Raw genomic sequence first — 24,690 nt, 5'->3', positions numbered from 1 at the left:
CATCGGACAGTTGGACATCATCCTCAAAAGCGACCACGGCCGGCAGCCCTCTGTCGGCTCCGATTTGCCATATCCTTCGGTGGCTTTCGAAGCACCCGATCTCACTCAGCTTGAGCCCCCACCGGCTGCCGCTGCCGGGCACATAGCGCGCGGAATTCAGCGCCCCCGGCTGGCTGGCATCAGTCGCGCTGAGACGGTGCGCCCCGGCCAACCCGGCCCGCGCGAACTCGGCCTCCATGAAGGCACGGCGTTCCGGTACGCGATCAAGGTTGATGTAATAGATGCTGTCGGCCACCGAGTGGTCAGGCGTATGCACTGGGGTTCCCTTCCTGCTGGACGTACGACCTAGCCCTTACCGTCAATACCTGCCGCTCGTCCAGCGTTCAGGGGTTTGCTTGCAGAAGGCAATATCGCTCCGTTTTCTGCCTAGCACCTTGGCAAAAGCTTGGAATTCAGGAGTTTGCATACTTACAATGGAAGTAGTTCAGCTACACCTCAACAGGGGCTAACCATTGTCCGCAACTCACGAAAATCGTCCGGGATGGGGTATACGCGAAACGGATGGTCGTTTGGTTCATGTCAGCGACGTGCGGAACGGCTCGGATTGCGGATGTCTATGCCCTGCCTGCAAGTCACCCCTGATCGCGCGTCAGGGCAAGCATCGGGTATGGCACTTCGCCCATGCATCAAAAGTGAACTGCGAGAGCGCTGGCGAAACCGCACTACATTTAGCCGCAAAACAAGCCCTAAAAGACCTGAAGGGGAAAATTCTCATTCCGGAAGAAAACATTCGCAAGGCAGGCTGGCCCGCCCCAAACGAGTTGGCAAACGGGCCCATCGCGAAACTGAACGAACTAATGACGCATTCCTTTCCTGAACGTATTGCATCGGAGTCCAATGTCCGCATCGAGCCACAAGACTGGGTACACCAGGGGTTTCGGCCCGATGCGGTTCTGGAGTTGAACGGCGCCCAGTTGTTCATTGAAATTCGTGTCACCCATGAGGTCGATCAACCGAAACGGGAACGAATGCGAAGAATGGGAATTGGCGCCATAGAGATTGACCTCTCGGACGCAGATCGCCACGTCTCACCAAATGTACTAACACGGCTAATAAAGTTACTGGCACCACGCAAGTAGCTGGTCACTGGGCGGACGGAGACTCGGGAGAGATGGGAAAAAGAATTCACGAAGAGATTGAGAGCTGAAGCCTCACGGCTCAACGACATGGTTCCGCGTAAATTGACTCCTAAATTCTACGTCAATGCCTGTCCGCGGAGAAACGAACCAGACTTTGAATCTGTTTATGTCTACAAGTGTTTAGATTGCAAATATTGTGGAGGGCAAATTCCCGACTTCGTGGATACACCACTTTGGAACATGCTTGATGACCGGCTACGGCATTCGGCATAAGCCTCAGTTCTATGTTCTCACAGAGGCAACTCCAGCAATATTCCAACAGAGATGCAAAAGGAATACGTTCGCCAACTCGCACACAACGATTTGGAGCGGGAAGGAGGCCTGACCAAATGTCTTCCCAATGGTTGGGAAAAAGACAAGAAGTTTTGCTCAGATTTCATTTCCGCGCATCCTGACTGCAAAAAGTGTGGTAGGAAGATGGCTCTACGGACGAACAAAAAAGAACAACTCTTCTGGGGGTGCAGTTTATATCCGCAATGCAGGGGAATATTCCCATTCGATTCGAATACACCATTGGCGTCAATCGTAAAGTCGCACGAACAAAAACGACGCGCTGCACTCTGGGAGCATGAGAAAATCTGTGCTGAGAAGCCGATTCTGCGAAGACCTCCAGCTGACGATACTTCGCTATCGCATAGAGGGATGCCTTCTTCTCCCCGGCCCGTGAAACGGTAGCAAAATGGATTTCTCAAATTTACAACAGCGGCCTGCGACGCAATCTGACATTCAAGCGTCACGCAAAAACCTCTAGGTTCGGCTCAGAACAGGCATTCCGTGCCAACGCCCCCTTGGGTATCAACGCTATTGACCGAGTTTGCCAAATGTTGCTTTGTCCGCAGACTATTAGTTAGGCGGGTCTTGTCGCAGCATCGAGACCCCACTTCGGGGGTCGGCTCAGGGCCGGAAAATCTAGAGTCGTACTGTCCGGCAAGGGAATGTATTGGCAGCCAAGCTTTGTCTTTACACAACTCGGAATGGCCTGCTTTCGGGGGTGGGGGAATTGGGGGACGAATAGAAATTAGCCCGCAAATATCACAATAATATCAGATGGATGAAGAGAAATAGTGGCGGAGAGACAGGGATTCGAACCCTGGAGACGGTTTCCCGCCTACACACTTTCCAGGCGTGCGCCTTCGACCACTCGGCCACCTCTCCGTGCCGAGGATATTTGGACCAATGAATCAGGATTTGCAAGGCCCGATTGAACGCAAATCACATGCATCTCAGCCGGACCAAAAATTTCCGACGTTGTTGATGAACAACACAACCCATTCTTTGGGCCCGGACACCGAGCCTTCAGGTTTTGACGTCTCCCTCGGACTTGTGGGCACCGTCTGACAATCCATCCGGCGAAGCCTTTCCTTGACTCGGCTCGCACTCGACTTCGGGCGCATTGACACCAGCCCCAGGCGCTCCGACCAATGTCTCGGGATTGCGCAACCAGACATCCCGTTGGGCAAAGGGAATTTCGATCCCCTCCTCGGCGAATCTGCGATTGATTTCGTGGTTCATTTCGGACTTTACCGCCACCACCCAATTCACATCGCGGATGATCGCGCGGATCTCGAAATCAAGCGAGTCTGCCCCGAACCCGACAAAGTAGATGTTGGGCGTCGGGTGCGACAGGACCATCGGATGCTGGTTTGCCACCTCGCGCAGGATCTTCTCGACCTTGGCGGTATCCGTGCCATAGGCCACTCCGACCGGAACGATGACCCGCCCGATGGTGTTGCCGCGGGTATAGTTCGTGACCACCCCGCTGATCAGGTCCGAGTTGGGGATGATGACATCGGTCCGATCAAAGGTCTCGATCCGGGTCGAGCGGACCGAAATATCGCGGACGTATCCGGTCATGCCGTTCACGTCGATCCAGTCGCCCTGCGAGATCGGGCGCTCGATCAACAGAATGATCCCGGAAACGAAGTTCGACACGATGGTCTGCAGGCCGAAACCGATACCGACCGACAACGCCCCGGCCACGATCGCCAACGAAGACATGTCAAAGCCTGCGACCACAATGGCGACCAACGCCGCCACGAAGATACCGACATAGCCCGTTCCGGCCACGACAGCGGCCTGCCCTCCAGCGTCGAGCCCGGTCTTCGGCAGAAGCGATCCGCGCAACGTGCCTTGCAAGAGGCGGGTCAGCATGTAGCCGATCACGAAGACGGCCACGAAAGTCAGGAAATTGGACGGCGAGATTGTCACGCCACCAATGTCGAAGCCCAGCATGATCCGCGACCAGACCTCGATCAGGTCGGTCTCCCGCGCGCCCCAGTACAGCGCAAGGACTGGCAGCGCCAGAACAGCAAGAACGAACCCGACTAGAACCGAGAACAGCGAGTCGCTCGCCCCGTCCTGCTGGCCGGTCAGCCAGCCATATAGCGATGTCACGAAACGCTGGAAGATCACCAGGGCCGCAATCAGAATAAGCGTCTTGACCGCCGGGAATACAACCGCAACGGCCGCGTTGGTATAACCCAGCGCAGCAAGCAATGGTCCGGTGGCCCCCAACAAAAACATGAGACGCCGAAGAAGCTCGACGATCTGCGCAAATCCCCGGCCCCGCTCCGAAGTCTGTTCTTCGGAATCTCGACCATCACCGCCACCACGGATATGCCGAGCTCGCAATAATAGCAGACCGGTAATCAGAATGATGGGAAAGTTAACCACCGCGCGGGTCGCGTCGGAGATGTTTTCGATCCGACCGAACAACTGCGCCAGTTCGTGCAAAATCAGCATCACGGCTAACAGGTCGATGTAAAGCCGCAGTTCAGCAACCTTGCCTTCCGGCAGGGCCAAGGCACCATCGGCCTCGCTCATCGAAAGTATCTGACGTCCGATCCAGTCGTAGAACAGGATGATCGCGGCCCAATAGGGAACTTCCTGGATCAGCAAAGCGCCGCGAAACCCTGGAACACCGGTCATCGACACGGCCTGGATGAGAAAAACGACCCCCATCCACGGGAAGATGATCCGAAACAGCGAAACGATGAAGGTCCACACGCCACGCCCCGCACCGCCAAAGCGCCGCAGATAATCGCCGGCCCTCTCTGACCAGCGACGCCCAAACAGCAGCAGTACCAGCGCCAAAATGACCAGCGTCAGGATGGCCGGAGCATCATTGCGCATTCTTTCACGAACGACTGCTGACCGAAGGTTCGCCTTGGTTTCGTTGACCAGGCTGTGCCCGGCCTCGCTGACCGCCTCCCAGGCAGGAACCCAGTACGCGGGATTGAGCGGCGACGGCCCACGCGTCAAAAGCTGCGTACGCTGCCGCTCTCGAATGATCGCGTCAATTTCGCTGATCAATCCATTGGCGCGACTGAAAGCTTCCTCGCTGATGATCCGCGGGATCTTCAGCTTGTTGATCTGACTTTCCAAGTGGGACCGCAGCTGTGCTATCTGCTCTGGTTCCTCCGAGCCATCCTCGGGCGCCGGCCCAAGCGCATTAAGCTGTGCTTCGAGTGTTTTCAAACGATCGGTGTTTGCCGTCCGTGCCTTATTGAAGTCCTCCCTGTAAGAATTTATTTCTGCTCTCAAATTTTCGAATGCGGCATTCGAAGCACGGCGCGCCTCAATGACGTTTTCAGCGCGCTCGGCTGTGCTAAGCCATTTCTTGTAATACTCGCTCTGCGTGTCACTCAGCTGGGCAGATGCACCGCCGACCAGACTCAGCACAAGCACAAAGGCAAGTGCCAGCAGATGTTGCAGGTGCCTGACCATCAGACGTCTTCGAACACGCCGGGGATGCTGCGGGGCGCCTCGGTCATCCACTCGGGGACGGGCAGCTCTTTTTCCCGCAGGAATTCGGGGTTGAACAGTTTGGACTGATAGCGCGTGCCATAGTCGCACAAGACCGTGACGATCGTGTGCCCAGGCCCCATTTCGCGGGCCAGCCGGACCGCGCCGGCGATGTTGATCGCGGTCGAGCCGCCCATCACCAACCCCTCTTCGCGAAGCAGGTTGAACACATAGGGCAGCGCCTCGGTATCGCTGATCTGGTAGGCATGGTCCGGCTTGAACCCTTCCAGATTCTTGGTGATGCGCACCTGCCCGATCCCTTCCGCGATCGAGCTGCCCTCCATCGCGATTTCGCCGGTCGTGTAATAGGAATATAGCCCCGCGCCCAGCGGATCGGCCAACCCGATGGTCACACCCTTGGGCTGCAGCGCCTCGGCCACGCCGGCCAGCGTTCCGCCCGAGCCCACAGCACAGATGAACCCGTCGACCTTGCCTTCGGTCTGCTCCCAGATCTCGGGGCCGGTGGTTTCCACATGGGCCTGACGGTTGGCTACGTTGTCGAACTGGTTGGCCCAAATCGCGCCATTGGGTTCGGTCTTGGCCAGTTTCTCTGCCAGGCGGCGCGAATAGTGGACAAAGTTGTTGGGGTTCCGGTACGGAGCAGCCGGCACCTGGACCAGTTGCGCGCCGGCAAGGCGCAACATGTCCTTTTTTTCTTCCGACTGTGTTTCGGGGATCACGATCACCGTCTTGAACCCCATCGACGCCCCGACCAACGCCAGCCCGATCCCGGTGTTTCCGGCCGTGCCTTCGACGATGGTTCCCCCCGGTTTCAGCTCGCCACGGGCGATGGCATCGCGAATGATGTAGAGCGCGGCCCGGTCCTTGACCGACTGACCGGGATTCATGAACTCGGCCTTGCCCAGAATTTCACATCCGGTTTCCTCGCTGACCCGGCGGAGGCGGATCAACGGGGTTTTTCCAACTGCGTCGGCAAGATCTCGTGCTATGCGCATGGCGCCCTCATGTCATTTGGCATCATTGCAGGCATACAGGTGCCCGGCTCCGACGACAAGCGGCGATGCTCAGTCGCGCAACCGATCCCGATGGCGCGCCAGCCAATGCGCCACCACCAACAACGGCATGTCCTTGAAGCCGTGGCGGTCGACCTGGCCGATGAACGCGTCATATGGCAGGATCCGGCTGCGGATGTCCTCGCCCTCGGCCGTCACACCGCCATTGGCCGCCGGATCGGTCAGATCGCACAGGCCGACATACAGATGGACGAATTCGGTCGACGACCCGGTCGAGGAATAGGCCCCGCCGGCGTATTCCAGCCGATACGGCGACACCCCCGCCTCCTCCACCGTTTCCCGCAGCGCCGTCTGTTCAGGCGTCTCACCGGGGTCGATCATGCCGGCCACCGGTTCCCAGACCCATGGCTCGGGGTCGTCGATCAGATAGACGGGCGGGCGGAACTGTTCGACCAGCAGAACGCAGTCGCGGACCGGATCATATGGCAGGACGACCGCGGCACCGCCCTGCATCAAGGCGCTGCGGTTCAGAACCGGCCCCATCGTGCCGTCATGGCGGCGATGCTGAAGGTCGATCTCGTCGACACCGAAATAGTTGACGTAGGCCCGGTGGTGCCGGTGAACGATCACGTCCTTGCGAATGTCGCGCGGATCTCCGGTACGGCGTTTTCGGGCCGCAAGCCGGGCCCAGGCCCGGGTTCGGATGGCCGGAAAGCTTTCGGCGATGTCGACGGCATCGATCCGGCCGTACCAGCTCATGACCTCGTCAGCGGCCAGCAGGGTCATGGGTCCCCATCGGGCAACCCACTGGTCCAGCGACCATGGCGCACCCGGTGTCCACCGGCCGGCGTCAGGAAAGAACACCTGGACCGGCACCAGCGTGCCATCGTCGCACTGCACCTCGCAATCTCGCAGATCGAACTCAAACCCGCCCTCGTAGAAGGCCAGCCGGTCCAAGTCCAACGCCTGCAGACCTTGGACAAGCAGCCCCTCGGCCGCTTGTCCTGCTTCGGGCACGATCATCGGAAAGGGCTGCCCTTCTGCGCAACGCACGGCGTGGTCGATCAGGCGGGCCGGCCGAACCGCCAGCGCATCCCTGGACCGGCCCAGCACACGTTCGAGCAGCGGCAAGTGGCGCAGCGTGCCGTAGAAAAACAGATCTGTCATGTTGTCAGGACCTTCAACCAGAGCTCAGTTCCACCGACGCGACGCTTCTTCGGTGAACAGCCCCGACAGGATGGCCCCGAAGGCCAGGGTTGCAATGATTTCCGGATAGATCAGCTCTTGCCCGAACTCGACACCCAGCTGGAAAATCGCAAGCAACGCTTCGAACGGTCCGTCATACCGGTGGCGCATCGCCAGACGAAACATCTCGTAGGTGCCCTGCACGAACAGCCCCCAGAACACCAGCGAAACCACCCCGGTCAGCCCGTTGTTGATCGCGGCCGTCCACCCGTGACCGGCGCGCTTGCCCATGATCACCCAGCCGCACAGAAACCCGAGTATGACGTTGACATAGGTGAAATAGCCATAATCCTTGCCCTCCTCTCCGTTGTCCATGATCATTCCGGATACCAGAAAGGCCACGACCACAAGGCAGATCGCGGCAACCAGGCGTGAGGCGGTGGGCATTTGTCTTTTCCGTGCTTTAGTTCGGTTTTGCTATTGTGATCTGTGTCACATCGCAATTGCCGGTGTCAAAGGCCGCGCCGCAGGCCGTCAAATAATAATTCCACATGCGGCGGAAACGCTCATCAAAGCCCATGGCCGCGATCTGGTCCCATTTTTCGTTGAACGTGTCGTACCAACGGCGCAGCGTCAGGTCATAGCTCGGCCCGAATTCCTTCGATCGCACAACCTGCAGGCCCGCCTGAGCGATCTGCGCGCGCAGAACCGTCGGCGACGGCAGCATGCCGCCCGGAAAGATATATTTCTGGATGAAATCCACACCGTTCTTGTAAACCTCCCAGCGCCGGTCGGCGACAGTGATGATCTGCAAGGTCGCCTGAGCTCCCGGCTTCAGCCGCTCGCGCACGGTTTCAAAATAGACGGGCCAATATTTCTGCCCGACGGCCTCGAACATCTCGATCGAGGCAATGCCGTCGTATTGCCCACGTTCGTCGCGATAGTCCTGCAGCTTGAGCTCGACCCGGTCTGACAACCCCGCTTTTTCAATCCGTTGACGTGCGTACTTCAACTGCTCCTGACTGATCGTTAACCCCGTCACGCGCAGGCCGCGCTCCTTTGCGGCGTATTCAGCGAACCCGCCCCAGCCGCATCCGATCTCAAGCACATGGTCCCCTGGCTTTACACCCATCTCATCGACCATGCTGGCATATTTCGCGATCTGCGCCTTTTCTAGGCTTTCCTGCCCGGTCTCGAACAGGGCGCTGGAATAGGTCATCGTTTCGTCCAGCCAAGCGGCGTAGAAATCATTGCCCAGATCATAATGGTACGAAATATTCTTGCGGGCCTGTTTCCGGTGATTGCGCTGCAGCCAGAACCGCAGCTTCTCATAGGCCTGCACCAGAAACTTACCGGTGAAATCGTCGTAGACCGTCTCGGTGCCCAAATGCACCAGATCCATGAAGGAGCGCAGATCGGGCGTGCTCCACCCGCCTTCCAAGTAGGCGTCGGAAAAGCCAAGCTCGCCTTCTCGGATCAGGCGCGCGAACACGTCGGGGTCATGAATGTCCACTCGCGCAACCGGTCCGGGTTTGGCGCCTTCGCTGCGAAACACGCGCCCGTCGGGCAAGCTGATATCCAGCCGGCCGGACTCCATCTTTCCGAGCATCTTGAAGACTTGGGCAAAATATCTGGGCAGGTTTTTCTGCCCCTCGGTGGTAGTCAAGATCATCCGCGCTCCCCTTTGCGGTATTCGGGTCAGGCTAGGTCGCGAAAGCGTTTCTGGCAAGTTTTCAGTTCCTTACTGGTCTTTTCGGCCTTCATAGGCGGCCAACGCCCGTTCGCGGCCGACCTTCAGATCAACGACCGGACGCGGATAGGTGTCGATGGGGCTCAGGTTCCATGACCTGGGGATGGCTTCGAAATACGCCAGGGCGGTTTCTGGCGGATCGCTCTGACCCTCGGCCACCCAACGCCGCACATAGGCGCCTGTCGGGTCGAACTTCTCGGCCTGTGTCTGCGGGTTGAATATACGGAAAAACGGCGCGGCGTCCGGCCCCGAACCCGCCACCCATTGCCAGCCCATCGCGTTCGAGGCGGCATCCCAGTCGACCAGGCAGTCGGCAAACCAGTCCATCCCGATTTTCCAATGCGTCATCAGGTGCTTGGTCAGATAACTTGCCACAATCATCCGCGCCCGGTTGTGTATCCGCCCGGTCACATACATCTCGCGCAGCCCGGCATCGACGATCGGTATGCCCGTGCGCGCAGTCATCCAGGCCCGAACCTCGGGCGTCTCGATGTCCTCGTTCCAGGGAAAGCCGTCCCATTCCGGTCTCCAGTTCCGCGTCAGCAGATGCGGCGTGTGGTACATCAGGTGATAGGCGAACTCGCGCCAGACCAGTTGCCGCAGAAAGGCGTCAGCGCCGGTCGAGCCGATCAGGGCCGCGCCCTTCACCCTGTGCCAGACCGTTCGGGGGCCGATTTCGCCCAGCGCAAGGTATTCGGACAGGTGCGATGTTTCGTCATCCGCCAAAGCGTCGCGCTGCGCCGGATAAGCGTCCAGCCGCTCCATGAAGGCGTCAAGCCGCGCCTCGGCGGCTGTCTCTCCGGCCTGTACATGCTGCCCGACGATCCCGGCGCCCCGCCGCATGGCGTGCCCGAGGCCCCAATCGTCCAGCTGTTCGGACGCGGGCCAGTCTGACGGCGCAGCCAGCCGCTCGGGGGCCGGATCCGGCGAGGGGACGTCTCGCTGCGCCACCGCGCGCCACATCGGTGTGAATACCCGAAAGGGCTTCCCGGTCTTGGTGGCCACTGTCCACGGCTCGAACAGAAGGTGCCCCGGAAAGGATTTTGCGGTCAGGCCCAATTCCGTCAGCGCCGATTTGATACCCGTGTCCCGCGCGATCGCGTCCGGGTCATAGGCCCGAGACCAATAGACCTCGCGCGCGCCCGTCTCGCCAATGAGAGCCTTCAGCGCGTCCAGTGGGGCCCCGCTGCGCAGGACAAGCTTGCTGCCCTTGTGTTCAAGGTTTCGCGCCAGGGCCGCCAGCCCCTGACCCAGCCGCCATTTGGGCGCCGCCCCTAGGCCCGCCACCAGTGAATCGCGAATGAACACCGGTATGATCGGCCGCCCGGACCGTACCGCGGCGCTCAGCGCCGGATGGTCCGACAAGCGCAGATCCTGCCGGAACCAGATGAGAATAGGTGACTGTTTGCTGTCCATGCTCGCCCTGTTTTTCCTTGTCTACGCTGCAACGAGCGTAGCGGATCACAAAACGCGATCAAACGCTTGAAGCAATTGGTCAATCTCGTCGCGCGAGGTGTAGTGGGTGAAGCTGACGCGCAGAACGCCCTGCCCCAGATCGACCCCCAGCGCGGTCAGAGGCCGCACCGCGTAGAAATCTCCGCCGCCCGCCATGATGCCGTGTTGCGCCAGTTCGGCGGCGACCTCCTCGGCGTTGCGGTTCAGCGCCAGCGCCACGGTCGGCGCGCGCTGTTCCGCCTTGTCCGGGCCGATCAGGCGCACCGCGTTTCGGTCCTTGACCGCATCCAGCACCGGTTGCAATAGCGCAATTTCATGCGCACGCATCAGGTCATGCACGAACTGGCCGCGTTCGCCCGCGCCCGAAGCCGGGCCACCATGATGGTCGCACAGCAGATCGACATAATCCGCCATGCCTGCGCTGGCGGCCACCTGCGCATGATCCGGCCCAGCCGGGGTGAACCGCTTGTACAAAACGTCACCATTGAAGTAGTGGGCCTGGTTGGGCAGCAGCTCGCCCAGCGCGCGCCGGATCACCATGCAACCCTGGTGCGGTCCATAGGTCTTGTAGGCCGAGAACAGATAGATATCCGGCCCCAACTCGCCCACGTTGGGGAACCCGTGCGGGGCATAGGAAACGCCGTCGACACACACGAAGGCCCCGGCGGCGTGGGCGATGGCGGTGATCTCGGTCACCGGGTTGATCTCGGCCACCACGTTCGAGCAATGCGGAAAACAGACCAGCCGCACCTTGTCGTCCAGCAGGTTTTCCAGATCGGCCGGGTTCAGCGCGCCGGTCTCGGGGTGGATCTGCCATTCGCGGATCTCGATCCCGTCCTCGGCCAGGCGCCGCCAGGGGCCGGAATTGGCCTCGTGATCCTGGTTGGTGACCACGATTGCCTCGCCCGGCTTCATCCATTGCCGAAACGCCTGCGCCAGCACATAAGTGTTTTGCGTGGTCGAAGGACCAAAGCTGAGCTCGTCAGTGTCAACGCCCAACAGGGCCGCCATGCGCATACGCGCCTCGTCCATCTCCTCGCCCGCCAGACGGCTGGCCTCATACGGGGCATAGGGCTGCACCTTGCGCTGGGTGTAGAACCGCGTCAGCCGGTCCAGCACCGGCTTGCAGGTATAGGACCCGCCCGCATTCTCGAAAAAAGCCTGTCCCTGCAGGCTCGGCTCGGCAAAGGCCGGAAACTGCGCCCGCACGAAATCGATATCCAGAGTGCCCATCACACTGTCCTTCCCTTGTCATGCACGATGGTTCCAGAGGTCTGCCCGCGCATGACACCGGACATCTCCGACAACATGGCAGGTCTTCCAGCCAGCCACGGGCGGCCGCGGCAGTTCGAATGCGCACACCGAACGGCGACAGTTAGCCTTGGCCAGTCGCACGGGTCAAGGTGTGTATCCCCGTGGCGGTTATACGCGACCGACAACAAAAAAGGGCCCCGGATCGCCCGAGGCCCTTTAGCTCAGACCATGAACCGCGTCACTTGCGGCGGCGTTCGTTCACCAGTCCGATGAAGATCGACACGCACATCAGAACCAGCACGATCGCAAAGGGGAACCCGGTTGCGATGGCCGCGGCCTGCAGGGCGCCCAATCCGCCGCCCAGCAGCAGAACGATTGCGATGGCGCCTTCCAGAACGCACCAGAACACGCGCTGCGCGGTCGGAGCGTCGGTCTTGCCGCCGGCGGTGATCGTGTCGATCACCAGCGAGCCGGAATCCGAACTGGTCACGAAGAACACGACCACCAGAACGATACCGACGAAAGACAGAAGGCCGGCCATCGGGAAGGCTTCGAACATCTTGAACATCTTCAGCTCCAGCGCCGCATCCGTCAGGGCCTGACCGCTGCCCGACATCACCTGATCCAGTGCCGCGCCGCCGAACACGCTCATCCACAGCGCACCGACAAGGGTCGGGATCAGGATCACGCAGGTCACGAATTCGCGGATGGTGCGCCCGCGCGAGATGCGTGCGATGAACATGCCCACGAAGGGCGACCACGAGATCCACCAGGCCCAATAGAAAGCCGTCCAGCCTTGCATGAAATTGGTGTCCTCACGCCCGATCCAGTTCGACAGCGCCGGCAGCGCTTCGACATAGGCGATCATGCTTTCGAAGAATCCCGTCAGGATGACCATCGTGGGACCCACGACCAAAACCAGCAACAGCAGAAGTGCGGCCAGGATCATGTTGGCCTCGGACAGGCGCTTGACCCCCTTGTCCAGACCCGCAACGACGGAAACCAGCGCAAAGGCGGTGATCAAGACGATCAGAAACACCTTCATCCCGTCGGTCACCGGAACGCCGAACAGATAGTTCAGCCCCGCCAGCGCCTGCGTCGCCCCCAACCCCAGCGAGGTCGCTAGCCCGAAAATCGTGGCAAACACCGCCAGAACGTCGATGACATGGCCCAGCGGACCCCAGGTCGCCTCGCCGAACAGCGGGTAGAAGACCGACCGCATTGTCAGGGGCAGCCCGCGGTTGAAGCTAAAGAAGGCCAGCGCCAGCGCGACGATCGCATATACGGCCCAGGGGTGCATCCCCCAGTGAAAGATCGTGGCGGCCATAGCCAGTTCACGCGATGCCTCAGGGTCGTTCAACGCGGCGCCCAGCGGCGCCCAGTCGGTGCGCGCGCCGTCCTCTCCCACGGCCATACCGCCCAGCGACGACCCGTAATGCGAGATCGGCTCGGCCACGCCCCAGAACACCAGCCCGATGCCCATGCCTGCGGCGAACAGCATCGAAAACCAGCCGGCATAGCTGTAATCGGGCCGTGCGTCCGGGCCACCCAGTCGGATCGACCCATAGGGCGTAACGATCAGCAGCAGCGAAAACACCACGAAGATGTTGGCCGCAACCATGAACACCCAGTCAAAGCGGCTGGTCAGCGCCGGCCGCAGCCAGCCGAAGAACTCCGTGGCCTGTTCGCGGAACACCAGCGAAAAGAACACGAAAGCGATGATGGTCAGGCCCGAGACCGCAAAGACCGGGTTGTGGATATCCAACCCCATGATCTGGATATTGTCCTGGCCGACCTCATAGTCGGTTTCCGTATTGTCGGACATTCTCTCTCCTCCCGATGTTGCTGCCCCTGTCTGCACGGAAGACCCGCCGCGACGGTCTTTCGCGAAAGACCGTCCACCGAGCAAAAACGACTGCCTTCAGGAATTTTCGCAAAAAAACACGGTTTCCGTCCGTAAAAAGGCAAGACCGCGCCGCCAGTGGGCGCGAGCCACAGCTCGTGAATCCAAGTCGTTACGGGCGTGAAACCGCCGGGTCAGCCCTGAACCTTGGTATAGGTTCCCTCACCCGCCAGGATACCGCGGAACCCGCCTGGCTCGTCCAGACCGAAGACGATCAGCGGCAAGTTATTGTCGCGCGCCAGCGCGATGGCCGAGGCATCCATCACCTTCAACCGCTTGGCCAGCACGTCGTCATAGGTGACCGTGTCATAGCGCACCGCGTCGGGATGCGCCTTGGGGTCCTTGTCATAGACGCCGTCGACGCCGTTCTTGCCCATGAAGATCGCTTCGCAGGCCATTTCGTTGGCGCGCAGCGTCGCTGCGGTATCGGTGGTAAAATACGGGTTTCCGGTGCCGGCGGCAAAGATGCAGACCCGTTTCTTTTCCAGGTGCCGCACCGCGCGGCGACGGATGTAGGGTTCGCACACCTCGTCCATCCGAATGGCCGAGATCACCCGCGTAAACACGCCCAGCCCCTCGAGCGCGGACTGCATCGCCAGCGCGTTCATCACCGTGGCCAACATGCCCATGTAATCGGCCGTCGTCCGTTCCATCCCCTGGGCCGAGCCCGACAGGCCGCGAAAGATGTTGCCGCCGCCGATAACCATGCAGATCTCGACGCCCAGGTCATGAACCGACTTCACCTCTTGCGCGATCCGCTGCACGGTGGGCGGATGCAGGCCAAAGCCCTGGTCGCCCATCAACGCCTCGCCCGAGATCTTCAGCATCACGCGATTGTAGGTTGTCTTTGGGGTTTCTTCGGTTGTGGTGGCGGGAGAAAGGGTCATGTTGCGCTCCGGGGTGGCACGGGTTTGTTTTCCGGCGCAAAATGAAGCAAAACCCCCGCGGGTTCAATGCGGATGGTCGGACAATGGCGCAATCGGACAGGACAGGAAACGCAACGACCGCGATCGCGGACCGGCTCCCCCCCGTTCCCGAGGGTAAACCGGTTCTGATCGCGGGCCCCACGGCGTCGGGGAAATCGGCGCTGGCGCTGGCCGTGGCCGAAAGGTTCGGAGGGGTCATCGTCAATGCCGATGCCAGCCAGGTCTATGACTGCTGGCGGGTCATCTCGGCCCGCCCGTCGGCCGAAGAGGAAGCCCGCGCGCCGCACGCCCTTTATGGGCATGTGCCCTACGATGAAACCTATTCGGCCGGGCAATGGCTGCGCGAGGTTACCCCGTTGTTGTCGGGCGACCTGCGTCCGATCATCGTCGGCGGAACGGGGCTGTACTTCAAGACGCTGACCGAAGGCATGGCCGAAATTCCGCCGACCCCTGCCGCGATCCGCACGCAGGCTGACGCGATGCCCCTGCCCGACTTGCTGGCCGAGGTGGACCCGCGCACGCGCGCACGCCTCGACACCCACAATCGCGCGCGCGTGCAAAGGGCTTGGGAAGTCGAACGCGCCACCGGTCGCAGCCTGGCCGATTGGCAGGCCGAAACGCCGCCGCCGGTGCTTCGGCTGGATCAGGCCGTACCGATCGTGGTCGATGTCGATAAAGCCTGGCTGCTGGATCGGATCAACCGGCGGTTCGACCAGATGCTGGCCACCGGCGCCCTATACGAGGTGGCGGCGATGCGGGACCGGTACGACCCGTCGCTTCCATCCTGCAAAGCAATCGGTGTTCCCGAACTGATGGCCTACGTGACGGGCGACCTCACACTGGACCAGGCCCGCGAGAAAGCGACGATTGCGACACGGCAATACGCTAAACGTCAGCGGACCTGGTGCCGGTCGCGCATGAAGGACTGGCATAAAGTCGACCTGAGCGACTGAGACAACCCGGCGCCGGCCCCTATCACCAGTATATTTTCATTTCTTTTCAGTGCCTTAAGCCGAATTATCACCCTTTGGCCCGCACTAAACAGAATCACCCGGGTGATTTTGGGTGTCACTCTTGGACTTGCCCGGCAGAGTGTGGCGGGGTAACCGGTGTCTTTGCTCTGAAATGTCGTTTTTGAACATCTGATGACGATTTCGAACATTGACCTTGATCGGATTCTGGTGCCGAATGTTCGTATGGGGATGATCTGCGCTCAGAAAAATTCACGGAAACGCCGCAAACGGCTCAGTTCGAATGCGACGGTTTCCAGTAACGAAAAAACAAATCTCACAGGGAGACTTTCATGGAAATCAAGACATTGACCGGCGCACCGGTACACTGGGCGGCGGACATGCACGCCCGGGAATACCAGGAAGGCAAGCTGAGCCGCCGCGAGTTTCTGACGCGCACGACCAGCCTCGGCGTCACTGCTGCTGCAGCCTACGGCATGATCGGGCTGTCCGCCCCGGCCAAGGCGGCCGGCGAGGACGCCAAGCAGATGGGCGGCACGCTGCGCGTTCAGATGGAGGTGCGCGCCCTCAAGGATCCGCGCACCTATGACTGGTCGCAGATCGCGAATGTTACCCGCGGCACGCTGGAATACCTGGTCGAGTACAACTCGGACGGCACTTTCCGCGGCATGTTGCTGGAGGGCTGGGAAGTCAACGACGACGCCACCGAGTACACGCTGAAGGTCCGCAAGGGCGTCAAGTGGAACAACGGTGACGATTTCACTGCCGACGACGTCGCCCGCAACATCGCGCGCTGGTGTGACAAGAGCTCGGAAACCAACTCGATGGCCGGCCGTTTCGCCACGCTGATCGACGCAGATACCGGTCAGGCGATCGAAGGTGCGATCGAGGTGGTGGATTCTCACACCGTCAAGCTGAACCTGCCGAATTCGGACATCTCGCTGATCCCGGGCATGGCGGACTACCCGGCCGCAATTATCCACAGCTCGTTCAGCGAGACGGACCTGACCAACAACGTGGGCACCGGCCCCTACCTGATCGAGAGCCTCGAAGTCGGCGTAAAGGCCGTGCTGGTGCGCAACGAAAACCACACTTGGTGGGGCGAGGACGTGTTCGGCCGCCCAGCGCTGGACCGTATCGAGTATATCGACTACGGCACCGATCCGTCGGCCTGGCTGGCGGCGCTGGAATCCGACGAAGTCGACATGCTGTACGAATCGGTCGGTGAATTCATCGATGTGATGGACGGCCTCGGCTATGTCAAATCCGAGGTCGTCACGATGAACACCATCGTGATCCGCCCGAACCAGCTTGCGGAAGTGGACGGCAAGAAGGTCTATGCCGACAAACGTGTGCGTCAGGCGTTGCAGATGGCCGTGGACAACTCGGTCTGCCTCGAGCTTGGCTACGGTGGTCGCGGCTCGCCCGCGGAAAACCACCACGTTGGTCCGATCCACCCGGATTACTACGAACTGCCGCCGCAAAAAGTTGACCCGGAAGGCGCGCGCAAGCTGATGGAAGAGGCCGGCATGGCCGATTTCGAGCACGAGTTGATCTCGATCGACGACGACTGGCGCCGCAACACCACCGATGCGGTCGCAGCCCAGCTGCGCGACGCCGGCATCAAGGTCAAGCGGACTGTTCTGCCCGGCAACACGTTCTGGAACGACTGGGCGAAATACCCGTTCAGCTCGACCAACTGGAACCACCGTCCGCTTGGCGTGCAGATCTGGGCGCTGGCCTATCGCAGCGGAGAGGCCTGGAACGAATTCGGCTGGGCGAACCCCGAGTTCGACGCCCTGCTGACCGAGGCCCTGGCCATTGCCGATGCCGACAAGCGCCGCGAAATCGTGGCCAAGGGCGAAGCGATGATCCAGGAGGAAGGCGTTACCATCCAACCCTACTGGCGGTCGCTGTATCGCCACATGAAGGAAGGTCTGGTGGGCACCGACATGCATGTGTCGTTCGAACACCATCACTACAAATGGGGTTGGGCGGCCTGAGCCCGACCTGAACCCTGCTGGGGCGCCCGAATGCGGGCGCCCCTTTCCAGCCGCAGACACACCGACACGGGGTCGGAACGTCCGAGGCCAGGCAATGGTCCACTGATCTGCGGAAAACCCGAACAACAGGGGCCAACATGGGACTCTTCATCCTCCGACGATTGGGCGTGATGCTGCTGACGGCGCTGTGCCTGACCTTCGTGGTCTTCTTCCTCACGAACCTCTATCCGAACCTGGAAAAACTGGCCAAGACACAGGGCAACCAGCGCATGTCGGACGAACAGGTCGTCTCGTGGCTGGAAAATCGTGGCTATATGCAACCCACGCTGGTCAAGTACGGCCAGTGGCTTGGGGTGATCCCGGGATTCACGAACACTTTGGATGACGGGCAATTCGTGGGCACCTGCGCCCGCCCCGGATCGACCCCGGACACGACCCCCCGTTATTGCGGCGTTCTTCAGGGCGATTGGGGCTATTCGACCGTGTTCAAGGAAGAGGTGGGGACGATTGTCGCCAAACGCCTGGGCAACACCGGGTACCTGATGTTCTGGGTGCTGCTGCTGATGGTGCCAACCGCGCTGCTGGTGGGCGTTCTGGCCGGCATGCGCGAAGGGTCAGCGCTGGACCGGTCGCTGTCCACCTTCTCGATCATCACCACGGCCACGCCGGAATATGTTTCGGGCGTGATCTTCATCGCCATCTTCACCTCGTCCACCGTGGGTCTGAAATGGTTCAAGGGCACGGCCACGCAGGCCATGGACAACCCGACATTCGAGAATTTCTTTCTGCCGGTGCTGACCATCGCCCTGTACGGAATGGGGTATATCGCGCGGATGACCCGCGCCTCGATGACCGAGGTGATGACGGCGCAGTACATCCGCACCGCGCGGCTCAAGGGTGTATCCTTTTCCAACATCGTCCTGAAACACGCGCTGCGCAACGCGCTGATCGCGCCCTTCACCGTCATCATGCTGCAGTTCCCGTGGTTGCTGAACGGCGTCGTGATCGTCGAGACCCTGTTCAACTACAAGGGCTTTGGCTGGGCGCTGGTGCAGGCCGCGGGCAACAACGACATCCAGCTGCTGCTGGCGATCTCGGTCGTGTCGGTCTTCGTGGTGCTGGTGACGCAGCTGATCTCGGATATCGGCTATGTCTACCTCAACCCACGCATCCGCATTTCATGAAGGAGGATAGACCATGGAACCTCTGAGCTGGACTGGCTCTATCGCCTTTCTGAACCCGATCCTGACAATCGCTCTGGCTGCACTGGCCGTCTCGGTCCTGGCCTGGATCCTGGCCAGTATCGTGCTGCCTGAACCCCAGGTGACCGTGAACGCGGATGGCACCGTCAGTTCTGGTGGCGGGCTGCGCAGCCTGGTCGAAACCGCGCTGTGGTATTCCTTCCTGGCCAGCATCGCGACGGTCGTCGCTTATCTGCTGCTGGGCGTATTCCTGGGAACCGGAGCCGGCATCGTCGGCGCCGTCGCGCAGCAATTCCTGCCGGTCTGGGTGTCGCTGATCATCCTGTTCGCGATGTCGGTCGCCTTCAAGCGGCGGCTGGGCCTGTATGGCAAGCTGTTCGACAGCCCGATCGGCATGATTGGCTTTGCCCTGGTCATGTTCTGGGTGTTCACCGGCATTTTCGGCGCGCTCGACCTGATCGTGACCCATGACCCGCTGGTGCAGTTGTCGGGGATGAAGAACAAGGTGCCCGGCACCCCCCTGCCCAACCCCGAGGAAGGGCAGTTCGCCTGGTACCTTCTGGGCGGCGACAACCTGGCCCGCGACGTGTTCAGCCGCATGGTCAAGGGCGCGTGGATCGTCGTGCAGATCGCGCCGCTGGCCACGATGTTCGCCTTCATGGTCGGCATCACGCTGGGCCTGCCGGCGGGGTACTATGGCGGACGCCTGGATACGTTCCTGTCGTTCCTCGCCAACCTGATCCTGGCCTTCCCGGTGATCCTGCTGTTCTATCTGCTGGTGACCCCGGAAATCGTGGCGACCGGCGTGCCGAACTATATGGCCGCTGTGCTGTTCATCTTTCCGATCTTGTTCATCGCGGTGCTCCTGAACTCGCGCTACTATACCCGCCCGAACTTTCGAACGCCTCTGCTGATCGGGGTGCTGGGGATCGCGATCTGGCTGTACCTGTCACTGATTTCGACCGGAGGCCACGTCATCAACACTGACGCCTACAGCATCTGGGGGTTGCCGACCTATCTGGATCTGTTCGACATTCCGGGCGGGATATTGGTCGTGTTCGTATCGGTTGTCTTCGTCAACTCGCCCACGGTGTTCCGCATCGTGCGCGGCCTGGCCATGGACATCAAAACGCGCGACTATGTGGCGGCCGCCCAGACGCGCGGCGAAGGCCCCTGGTACATTATGCTGTGGGAAATCCTGCCCAATGCGCGCGGGCCGCTGATCGTCGATTTCTGCCTGCGCATCGGTTACACGACCATCCTGTTGGGGACCTTGGGGTTCTTTGGGTTGGGCCTGCCGCCAGAAAGCCCGGATTGGGGGTCAACCATCAACGAAGGGCGCAAGCTGCTGTCGATCTATCTGCACCCGGCCCTGCCGCCGGCGCTGGCGCTGTTGTCGCTGGTTCTGGGCTTGAACCTGCTGGCGGACGGCCTGCGCGAGGAAAGCCTGAAGGACTGACGTGAACGCAGCCGGGGGGCCAGCCCCCCGCACCCCCCGGGATATTTTGAGCCAGAGAAAGGGAAACCGGACTTTGGCGAGGAGCGAAGAAATGAGCAAACTTGCAGATCATGACGGGCCAATCCTGGAAATCGAAAAACTGTCGATTTCATTCTTTACCCGCCTACGGGAAATTCCGGCCGTGATGGATTTTTCGGTTTCCGTGATGCCCGGCGAGGCGGTGGGGCTGGTCGGGGAATCCGGCTGCGGCAAGTCGACCGTTGCGCTGGGCGTGATGCAGGATCTTGGCAAGAACGGCCGTATCGTCGGAGGCACCATCAAGTTCAAGGGCCGCGATCTGAGCGAGATGAGTGCCGAGGAGTTGCGCGACATCCGCGGCAACGAGATTGCGATGATCTATCAGGAGCCGATGGCTTCGCTGAACCCGGCGATGAAGATCGGCAAGCAGCTGATGGAAGTACCGATGATCCACGAAGGGGTCAGCAAGGAAGAGGCCTATGCCCGCGCGCTGGAAGTGGTGACCGACGTGCGCCTGCCCGACCCCGAACGGATGCTGAACAGCTTTCCGCATCAACTTTCTGGCGGCCAGCAGCAGCGCATCGTGATCGCGATGGCGCTGATGTCGAAACCGGCACTGCTGATCCTCGACGAACCGACAACCGCGCTGGACGTGACCGTTGAGGCCGCCGTGGTGGAACTGGTCAAGGACCTGGGCAAGAAATACGGCACCTCGATGCTGTTCATTTCGCACAATCTGGGCCTGGTGCTGGAGACCTGCGACCGTTTGTGCGTGATGTATTCCGGCGAGGCGGTCGAACGGGGCTCGATCCATGACGTGTTCGACGAGATGCAGCACCCGTATACGCAGGCCTTGTTCCGCTCGATCCCCCTACCCGGCGCGGACAAGAACGCGCGCCCGCTGGTCGCGATTCCGGGCAATTTCCCCTTGCCGCATGAACGTCCGCGGGGCTGTAATTTCGGACCGCGCTGCGACTATTTCGAAGAGGGGCGTTGTGACGCGCAAGACATCCCGATGTTCCCGGTGCCGGGGAATGACCGTCACCACACGCGCTGCCTCAAGTTCCAGGAGATCGACTGGAACGCCCCGGTTACCGTGGCGGAGCAGAAGGAAAAAGCGCCCATCGGTCAGACCGTTCTGAAGATCGACAACCTCAAGAAATATTATGAAGTCGCCGCAAATGCGCTGTTCGGTGGCGGCGAGAAGAAAGTGGTGAAGGCCAACGAGACCCTGAGTTTCGAGGCCCGCGAGTCTGAGACTCTGGCCATTGTGGGCGAGTCGGGCTGCGGCAAATCCACCTTTGCCAAGGTGCTGATGGGGCTGGAAACGGCGACAGACGGGCAAATCCTGCTGGACAACCGCAACATCGAAGATCTGCCGATCGAAGAGCGGGATACGAAAACCATCGGCGAAGTCCAGATGGTGTTCCAGAACCCCTTTGACACGCTGAACCCGTCGATGACGGTGGGGCGACAGATCATCCGCGCGCTGGAAATCTTCGGCGTCGGCAATTCCGAGGCCGAGCGCAAGCAACGGATGCTGGAGTTGCTGGATCTGGTGAAGCTGCCCCGGGCCTTTGCCGACCGGATGCCACGGCAACTGTCGGGTGGCCAGAAGCAAAGGGTTGGCATTGCGCGTGCCTTTGCCGGAGATGCGCGAATCGTCGTCGCAGACGAGCCGGTTTCGGCGCTGGATGTTTCGGTGCAGGCCGCGGTAACCGACCTGCTGATGGAAATCCAGCGCGAGCACAAGACGACACTGTTGTTCATCAGCCACGACCTGTCGATCGTCCGCTACCTCAGCGACCGCGTGATGGTGATGTATCTAGGCCATGTGGTCGAACTGGGCACCACTGATCAGGTGTTCTCGCCCCCCTATCACCCCTATACCGAGGCATTGCTGAGCGCGGTTCCGATCGCCGATACCTCGGTCGAGAAAGAGCACATCGTGCTCGAGGGGGATATTCCATCGGCGATGAACCCGCCGCCGGGATGTCCGTTTCAGACGCGCTGCCGGTGGAAATCCGAAGTCCACGGGGGCCTGTGCGAACAGCAGGTTCCGCCGGTCAAAACTTTGTCCGAGGGGCACCAGATCAAGTGCCATCTGGCCGAGGACATTCTTGCCAGAATGCAGCCGGTCATCAAGATCGCTGCTGAATGACGTACGCGGTCTTCGACGGGTTGGGGCCGTCCACTGGACGGTCCAGACCAATTGCCGCGAGTGATGGGGTTTTCAGCCGCCCCAGATGGCCTTCACATAGTTCCGGGTCTCTGCATAAGGTGGAATACCGCCGTGCTTTTCCACCGCCTTCGGCCCCGCATTGTAAGCGGCCAGTGCAAGGCGCCATGACCTGAATTTCTTGTACTGCCAGTACAGGTAGCGCGCGCCGCCTTCCAGGTTCTGCTTGGGGTCGTGCGGGTCCACGCCCAGCAGGCGCGCGGTCTGCGGCATCAGCTGCGCCAGCCCCAAAGCGCCCTTGTGGGACCGGGCATGCGGGTTCCATCCGCTTTCCTGCTGGACCAGCCGCAGGAACAGCTCTTCGGGGACGTTGTGCATGCGGGCGGCCTGGCGCGCCAGAGCCAGATACTGCCCCTTGTACTTGCCGTCATACCGTTTGCCGAACTTTCCCTGCGCCGATTTGGGTTTGAGACGCTCGCTGTCGCGGTATTGGCTGGCGGCGCGACTGTCCAGCACCTTGGCCTGCTTGAGAAAGATATCCCTGCGGTTCTTGGTCGAAAGAACATCCGCACCCGACGGAACAGAAGTCAGCGCAAGGAAGACAACCAAAAAACCAGTCAACACATACCGCATTCAAGCAAATCCCGCCCGTTCTGCCATCAGATTGAGTATAGGTATTTCAAGCCGAAATGAAAGCTTGGTTAATCGCGGGTGGAAATTCAAACCTAAGGCTCCACGATCATCCGTGTTCCAACCCGCGCGCGGGGGGTATAGGGTTCGGGTGAACACCGCGCGAGATTCGCGCCCCAACCCGCAAGACAGGATACGAGGAAAAACATGGCAGGTTCAGTCAACAAGGTCATTCTGATCGGCAATCTCGGGCGTGACCCCGAGGTTCGGTCGTTTCAGAACGGAGGCAAGGTCTGCAACCTGCGCATCGCCACGTCGGAAACCTGGAAAGACCGCAATACGGGCGAGCGCCGCGAACGGACCGAGTGGCACTCGGTCGCGATTTTCAACGAGGGCCTGGTCCGGGTGGCCGAGCAATACCTTCGCAAGGGGTCAAAGGTTTACGTCGAAGGCCAGTTGCAGACCCGCAAATGGCAGGATCAGTCCGGTCAGGACCGGTATTCGACCGAGGTCGTTCTGCAAGGGTTCAATTCGACCCTCGTCATGCTGGATGCCCGCGGAGAAGGCGGCGGCGGCGGTTACGGTGGTGGCCAGTCCGGCGGTTACGGAGACCCCTATGGCGCACCGATGGGCGGCAGTTCACCAGCCCCGGCCTCGGGCGGGATCGACGACGACGAGATCCCGTTCTGATCTGACGGAGCCAGAAAATGACATGGTCCTTCGCCGTCGGTCGTCTGCTTGGCTCGGAGCTGAGGGTCCATGTCACGTTCTTCATTCTGTTGGCCTGGGTCGGCTTCGCGGCCTATGCCGAGGGCGGCCTGCCCGCCGCATTTGACAACATCCTGTTCGTTCTGGCGCTGTTTGCCTGCGTGGTCGCCCATGAATTCGGCCACGCGCTGATGGCCCGCCGCTATGGCATCCGCACGCCGGACATCACGCTTCTGCCGATCGGCGGGCTGGCCCGGCTGGAGCGGATGCCGGAAAAGCCCATGCAGGAAGTTGCCGTTGCGCTAGCCGGGCCGGCGGTGAACATCGTGATCTGGCTGGTGCTGGTGGGTCTGGGTGCGGGCATTCAGATGGATGTAATGGCCCATATCGACTCGGCGCGCGTCGATCTGTTCAGCCGGCTGGCGTATGTGAACCTTTTCTTGGCGGTATTCAATCTGATCCCGGCCTTTCCGATGGATGGTGGCCGGGTGTTCCGGGCGCTGCTGTGCCTAAAGATGGACCGGGTCAAGGCCACGCGGGCTGCTGCCTCGGCCGGTCAGATCGTGGCGGTGGGTTTCGGCTTTCTGGGGCTTAGCACCGGAAACCCGATCCTGGTCCTGATCGCGGTGTTCGTCTTCATCGCCGCCAATGCCGAGAGCCAGGATGTCGAGATGCGCTCGATCGCGCGCCGAGTTCTGGCCCGCGACGCGATGATCACCGAGTTCCACGCACTGACGCCGCAGGACACGCTGGGTACGGCCGCGCAGGCCGTGATCCAGACCACCCAGCACGAGTTTCCGGTGCTGGGCCCCGACGGGCAACTGCTGGGCTTCGTGACGCGCAACCGGTTGTTCGCAGCCCTCGCCGGCGAACACCCCCGGTCCGAACCGGCCACATCGGTCATGGAGACCGAGATTCCCATCGTATCGCCAGCCGGCGGGCTCGAGGCAGTGCTAGACGGGTTGCATGGCGGCGCTCCGGCGGTGGCCGTGTGCACCAGAGCGGGGCAGATGGTCGGGTACATAACCCGCGAAAACATCGGCGAACTGATGGTAATCCGGGGACGCTGA

20 protein-coding genes and 1 tRNA gene are annotated in these 24,690 nt (G+C 60.9%); 9 read left to right on the top strand and 12 right to left on the bottom strand.

What is annotated here, in order from left to right; all coding sequences use genetic code 11:
* Positions 1 to 316: glycosyltransferase family 25 protein (locus tag AC2FMN_RS07325; protein WP_496687171.1), on the bottom strand; the 316-nt coding region annotated here is incomplete at its 3' end.
* Positions 317 to 512: 196 nt separating this feature from the next.
* Here AC2FMN_RS07325 and AC2FMN_RS07320 point away from each other — a divergent pair.
* Together AC2FMN_RS07320 and AC2FMN_RS07315 are read left to right on the top strand one after the other, a co-directional pair.
* Positions 513 to 1,139 carry a competence protein CoiA family protein gene (locus tag AC2FMN_RS07320; RefSeq protein WP_496687170.1) on the top strand — a complete coding sequence of 209 codons (627 nt, stop codon included), beginning with the start codon at positions 513 to 515 and terminating at the stop codon, positions 1,137 to 1,139.
* Positions 1,140 to 1,463: 324 nt separating this feature from the next.
* Positions 1,464 to 1,874 (top strand): topoisomerase DNA-binding C4 zinc finger domain-containing protein, encoded by a 411-nt coding sequence (locus tag AC2FMN_RS07315; protein ID WP_496687169.1) that lies wholly within the window; start codon positions 1,464 to 1,466, stop codon positions 1,872 to 1,874.
* A 390-nt stretch (positions 1,875 to 2,264) separates the two neighbouring features.
* Here the strand turns inward: AC2FMN_RS07315 and AC2FMN_RS07310 are convergent.
* From AC2FMN_RS07310 to pyrH, 10 genes are all read right to left on the bottom strand, one after another.
* Positions 2,265 to 2,354 (bottom strand) — tRNA-Ser (locus AC2FMN_RS07310).
* 141 nt (positions 2,355 to 2,495) lie between these two features.
* Positions 2,496 to 4,925: a DUF3772 domain-containing protein gene (locus AC2FMN_RS07305; RefSeq protein ID WP_496687168.1), complete on the bottom strand. Its 2,430-nt coding sequence runs from the start codon at positions 4,923 to 4,925 to the stop codon at positions 2,496 to 2,498.
* The gene (locus AC2FMN_RS07300; RefSeq protein ID WP_496687167.1) at positions 4,925 to 5,959 is read right to left on the bottom strand and encodes a cysteine synthase A; all 1,035 of its coding nucleotides are present in this window, start codon (positions 5,957 to 5,959) and stop codon (positions 4,925 to 4,927) included. Before AC2FMN_RS07300 ends, AC2FMN_RS07305 begins: the two co-directional genes overlap by 1 nt.
* Positions 5,960 to 6,028: 69 nt before the next feature.
* Entirely contained in the window at positions 6,029 to 7,144 is a 1,116-nt protein-coding gene (locus tag AC2FMN_RS07295) for an NUDIX domain-containing protein (RefSeq protein WP_496687165.1), read from the bottom strand.
* 24 nt (positions 7,145 to 7,168) lie between these two features.
* A complete protein-coding gene (locus tag AC2FMN_RS07290; RefSeq protein ID WP_496680919.1) occupies positions 7,169 to 7,555 on the bottom strand; it encodes a TrgA family protein in 387 nt (128 codons plus the stop codon).
* Positions 7,556 to 7,625: 70 nt separating this feature from the next.
* Complete coding sequence (locus tag AC2FMN_RS07285) at positions 7,626 to 8,834, bottom strand: class I SAM-dependent methyltransferase (RefSeq protein WP_496680838.1); 1,209 nt, start codon at positions 8,832 to 8,834, stop codon at positions 7,626 to 7,628.
* 69 nt (positions 8,835 to 8,903) lie between these two features.
* Entirely contained in the window at positions 8,904 to 10,328 is a 1,425-nt protein-coding gene (locus AC2FMN_RS07280) for a cryptochrome/photolyase family protein (protein WP_496687164.1), read from the bottom strand.
* 45 nt (positions 10,329 to 10,373) lie between these two features.
* On the bottom strand, positions 10,374 to 11,600 hold the full coding sequence (locus AC2FMN_RS07275) for an aminotransferase class V-fold PLP-dependent enzyme (protein WP_496687163.1): 1,227 nt from the start codon (positions 11,598 to 11,600) through the stop codon (positions 10,374 to 10,376).
* A 259-nt stretch (positions 11,601 to 11,859) separates the two neighbouring features.
* Positions 11,860 to 13,446: a BCCT family transporter gene (locus AC2FMN_RS07270; protein WP_496687162.1), complete on the bottom strand. Its 1,587-nt coding sequence runs from the start codon at positions 13,444 to 13,446 to the stop codon at positions 11,860 to 11,862.
* Positions 13,447 to 13,658: 212 nt separating this feature from the next.
* Entirely contained in the window at positions 13,659 to 14,411 is a 753-nt protein-coding gene (pyrH, locus tag AC2FMN_RS07265) for a UMP kinase (protein WP_496680848.1), read from the bottom strand.
* Positions 14,412 to 14,494: 83 nt separating this feature from the next.
* On the opposite strand from pyrH, the gene miaA reads away from it, so the two are divergent.
* From miaA to AC2FMN_RS07240, 5 genes are all read left to right on the top strand, one after another.
* A complete protein-coding gene (miaA, locus tag AC2FMN_RS07260) occupies positions 14,495 to 15,403 on the top strand; it encodes a tRNA (adenosine(37)-N6)-dimethylallyltransferase MiaA (protein ID WP_496687177.1) in 909 nt (302 codons plus the stop codon).
* 350 nt (positions 15,404 to 15,753) lie between these two features.
* A complete protein-coding gene (locus AC2FMN_RS07255; RefSeq protein ID WP_496680849.1) occupies positions 15,754 to 17,424 on the top strand; it encodes an ABC transporter substrate-binding protein in 1,671 nt (556 codons plus the stop codon).
* Positions 17,425 to 17,561: 137 nt separating this feature from the next.
* Positions 17,562 to 18,608, top strand: coding sequence for an ABC transporter permease (locus AC2FMN_RS07250; protein WP_496680852.1), 1,047 nt, complete (start codon positions 17,562 to 17,564; stop codon positions 18,606 to 18,608).
* A gap of 13 nt (positions 18,609 to 18,621) precedes the next feature.
* Complete coding sequence (locus AC2FMN_RS07245; RefSeq protein WP_496687161.1) at positions 18,622 to 20,085, top strand: ABC transporter permease; 1,464 nt, start codon at positions 18,622 to 18,624, stop codon at positions 20,083 to 20,085.
* A 91-nt stretch (positions 20,086 to 20,176) separates the two neighbouring features.
* Positions 20,177 to 22,264, top strand: coding sequence for a dipeptide ABC transporter ATP-binding protein (locus tag AC2FMN_RS07240; protein WP_496687160.1), 2,088 nt, complete (start codon positions 20,177 to 20,179; stop codon positions 22,262 to 22,264).
* A gap of 72 nt (positions 22,265 to 22,336) precedes the next feature.
* Here AC2FMN_RS07240 and AC2FMN_RS07235 read toward each other — a convergent pair whose 3' ends face one another.
* Positions 22,337 to 22,915 carry a lytic transglycosylase domain-containing protein gene (locus AC2FMN_RS07235; protein WP_496687159.1) on the bottom strand — a complete coding sequence of 193 codons (579 nt, stop codon included), beginning with the start codon at positions 22,913 to 22,915 and terminating at the stop codon, positions 22,337 to 22,339.
* A 204-nt stretch (positions 22,916 to 23,119) separates the two neighbouring features.
* Here AC2FMN_RS07235 and ssb point away from each other — a divergent pair, with 204 nt between their 5' ends.
* Together ssb and AC2FMN_RS07225 are read left to right on the top strand one after the other, a co-directional pair.
* Positions 23,120 to 23,602 carry a single-stranded DNA-binding protein gene (gene ssb, locus AC2FMN_RS07230; RefSeq protein WP_496680861.1) on the top strand — a complete coding sequence of 161 codons (483 nt, stop codon included), beginning with the start codon at positions 23,120 to 23,122 and terminating at the stop codon, positions 23,600 to 23,602.
* A 17-nt stretch (positions 23,603 to 23,619) separates the two neighbouring features.
* A complete protein-coding gene (locus AC2FMN_RS07225) occupies positions 23,620 to 24,690 on the top strand; it encodes a site-2 protease family protein (protein ID WP_496680864.1) in 1,071 nt (356 codons plus the stop codon).

This window comes from Ruegeria sp. BHSC037, from assembly GCF_059613045.1.
The sequence above is the reverse complement of the archived record's forward strand: the minus strand, read 5'-3'. Positions and strand labels throughout refer to the sequence as shown.

Excerpts from the sequence above, each read along its gene's own strand:
- AC2FMN_RS07315 (WP_496687169.1), top strand. The coding sequence starts at position 1,464 with ATGCAAAAGGAATACGTTCGCCAACTCGCACACAACGATTTGGAGCGG.
- AC2FMN_RS07305 (WP_496687168.1), bottom strand. The coding sequence starts at position 4,925 with ATGGTCAGGCACCTGCAACATCTGCTGGCACTTGCCTTTGTGCTTGTG.
- AC2FMN_RS07300 (WP_496687167.1), bottom strand. The coding sequence starts at position 5,959 with ATGCGCATAGCACGAGATCTTGCCGACGCAGTTGGAAAAACCCCGTTG.
- AC2FMN_RS07295 (WP_496687165.1), bottom strand. The coding sequence starts at position 7,144 with ATGACAGATCTGTTTTTCTACGGCACGCTGCGCCACTTGCCGCTGCTC.
- AC2FMN_RS07285 (WP_496680838.1), bottom strand. The coding sequence starts at position 8,834 with ATGATCTTGACTACCACCGAGGGGCAGAAAAACCTGCCCAGATATTTT.
- AC2FMN_RS07280 (WP_496687164.1), bottom strand. The coding sequence starts at position 10,328 with ATGGACAGCAAACAGTCACCTATTCTCATCTGGTTCCGGCAGGATCTG.
- AC2FMN_RS07275 (WP_496687163.1), bottom strand. The coding sequence starts at position 11,600 with ATGGGCACTCTGGATATCGATTTCGTGCGGGCGCAGTTTCCGGCCTTT.
- AC2FMN_RS07270 (WP_496687162.1), bottom strand. The coding sequence starts at position 13,446 with ATGTCCGACAATACGGAAACCGACTATGAGGTCGGCCAGGACAATATC.
- pyrH (WP_496680848.1), bottom strand. The coding sequence starts at position 14,411 with ATGACCCTTTCTCCCGCCACCACAACCGAAGAAACCCCAAAGACAACC.
- miaA (WP_496687177.1), top strand. The coding sequence starts at position 14,495 with ATGGCGCAATCGGACAGGACAGGAAACGCAACGACCGCGATCGCGGAC.
- AC2FMN_RS07255 (WP_496680849.1), top strand. The coding sequence starts at position 15,754 with ATGGAAATCAAGACATTGACCGGCGCACCGGTACACTGGGCGGCGGAC.
- AC2FMN_RS07250 (WP_496680852.1), top strand. The coding sequence starts at position 17,562 with ATGGGACTCTTCATCCTCCGACGATTGGGCGTGATGCTGCTGACGGCG.
- AC2FMN_RS07245 (WP_496687161.1), top strand. The coding sequence starts at position 18,622 with ATGGAACCTCTGAGCTGGACTGGCTCTATCGCCTTTCTGAACCCGATC.
- AC2FMN_RS07240 (WP_496687160.1), top strand. The coding sequence starts at position 20,177 with ATGAGCAAACTTGCAGATCATGACGGGCCAATCCTGGAAATCGAAAAA.
- AC2FMN_RS07235 (WP_496687159.1), bottom strand. The coding sequence starts at position 22,915 with ATGCGGTATGTGTTGACTGGTTTTTTGGTTGTCTTCCTTGCGCTGACT.
- ssb (WP_496680861.1), top strand. The coding sequence starts at position 23,120 with ATGGCAGGTTCAGTCAACAAGGTCATTCTGATCGGCAATCTCGGGCGT.
- AC2FMN_RS07225 (WP_496680864.1), top strand. The coding sequence starts at position 23,620 with ATGACATGGTCCTTCGCCGTCGGTCGTCTGCTTGGCTCGGAGCTGAGG.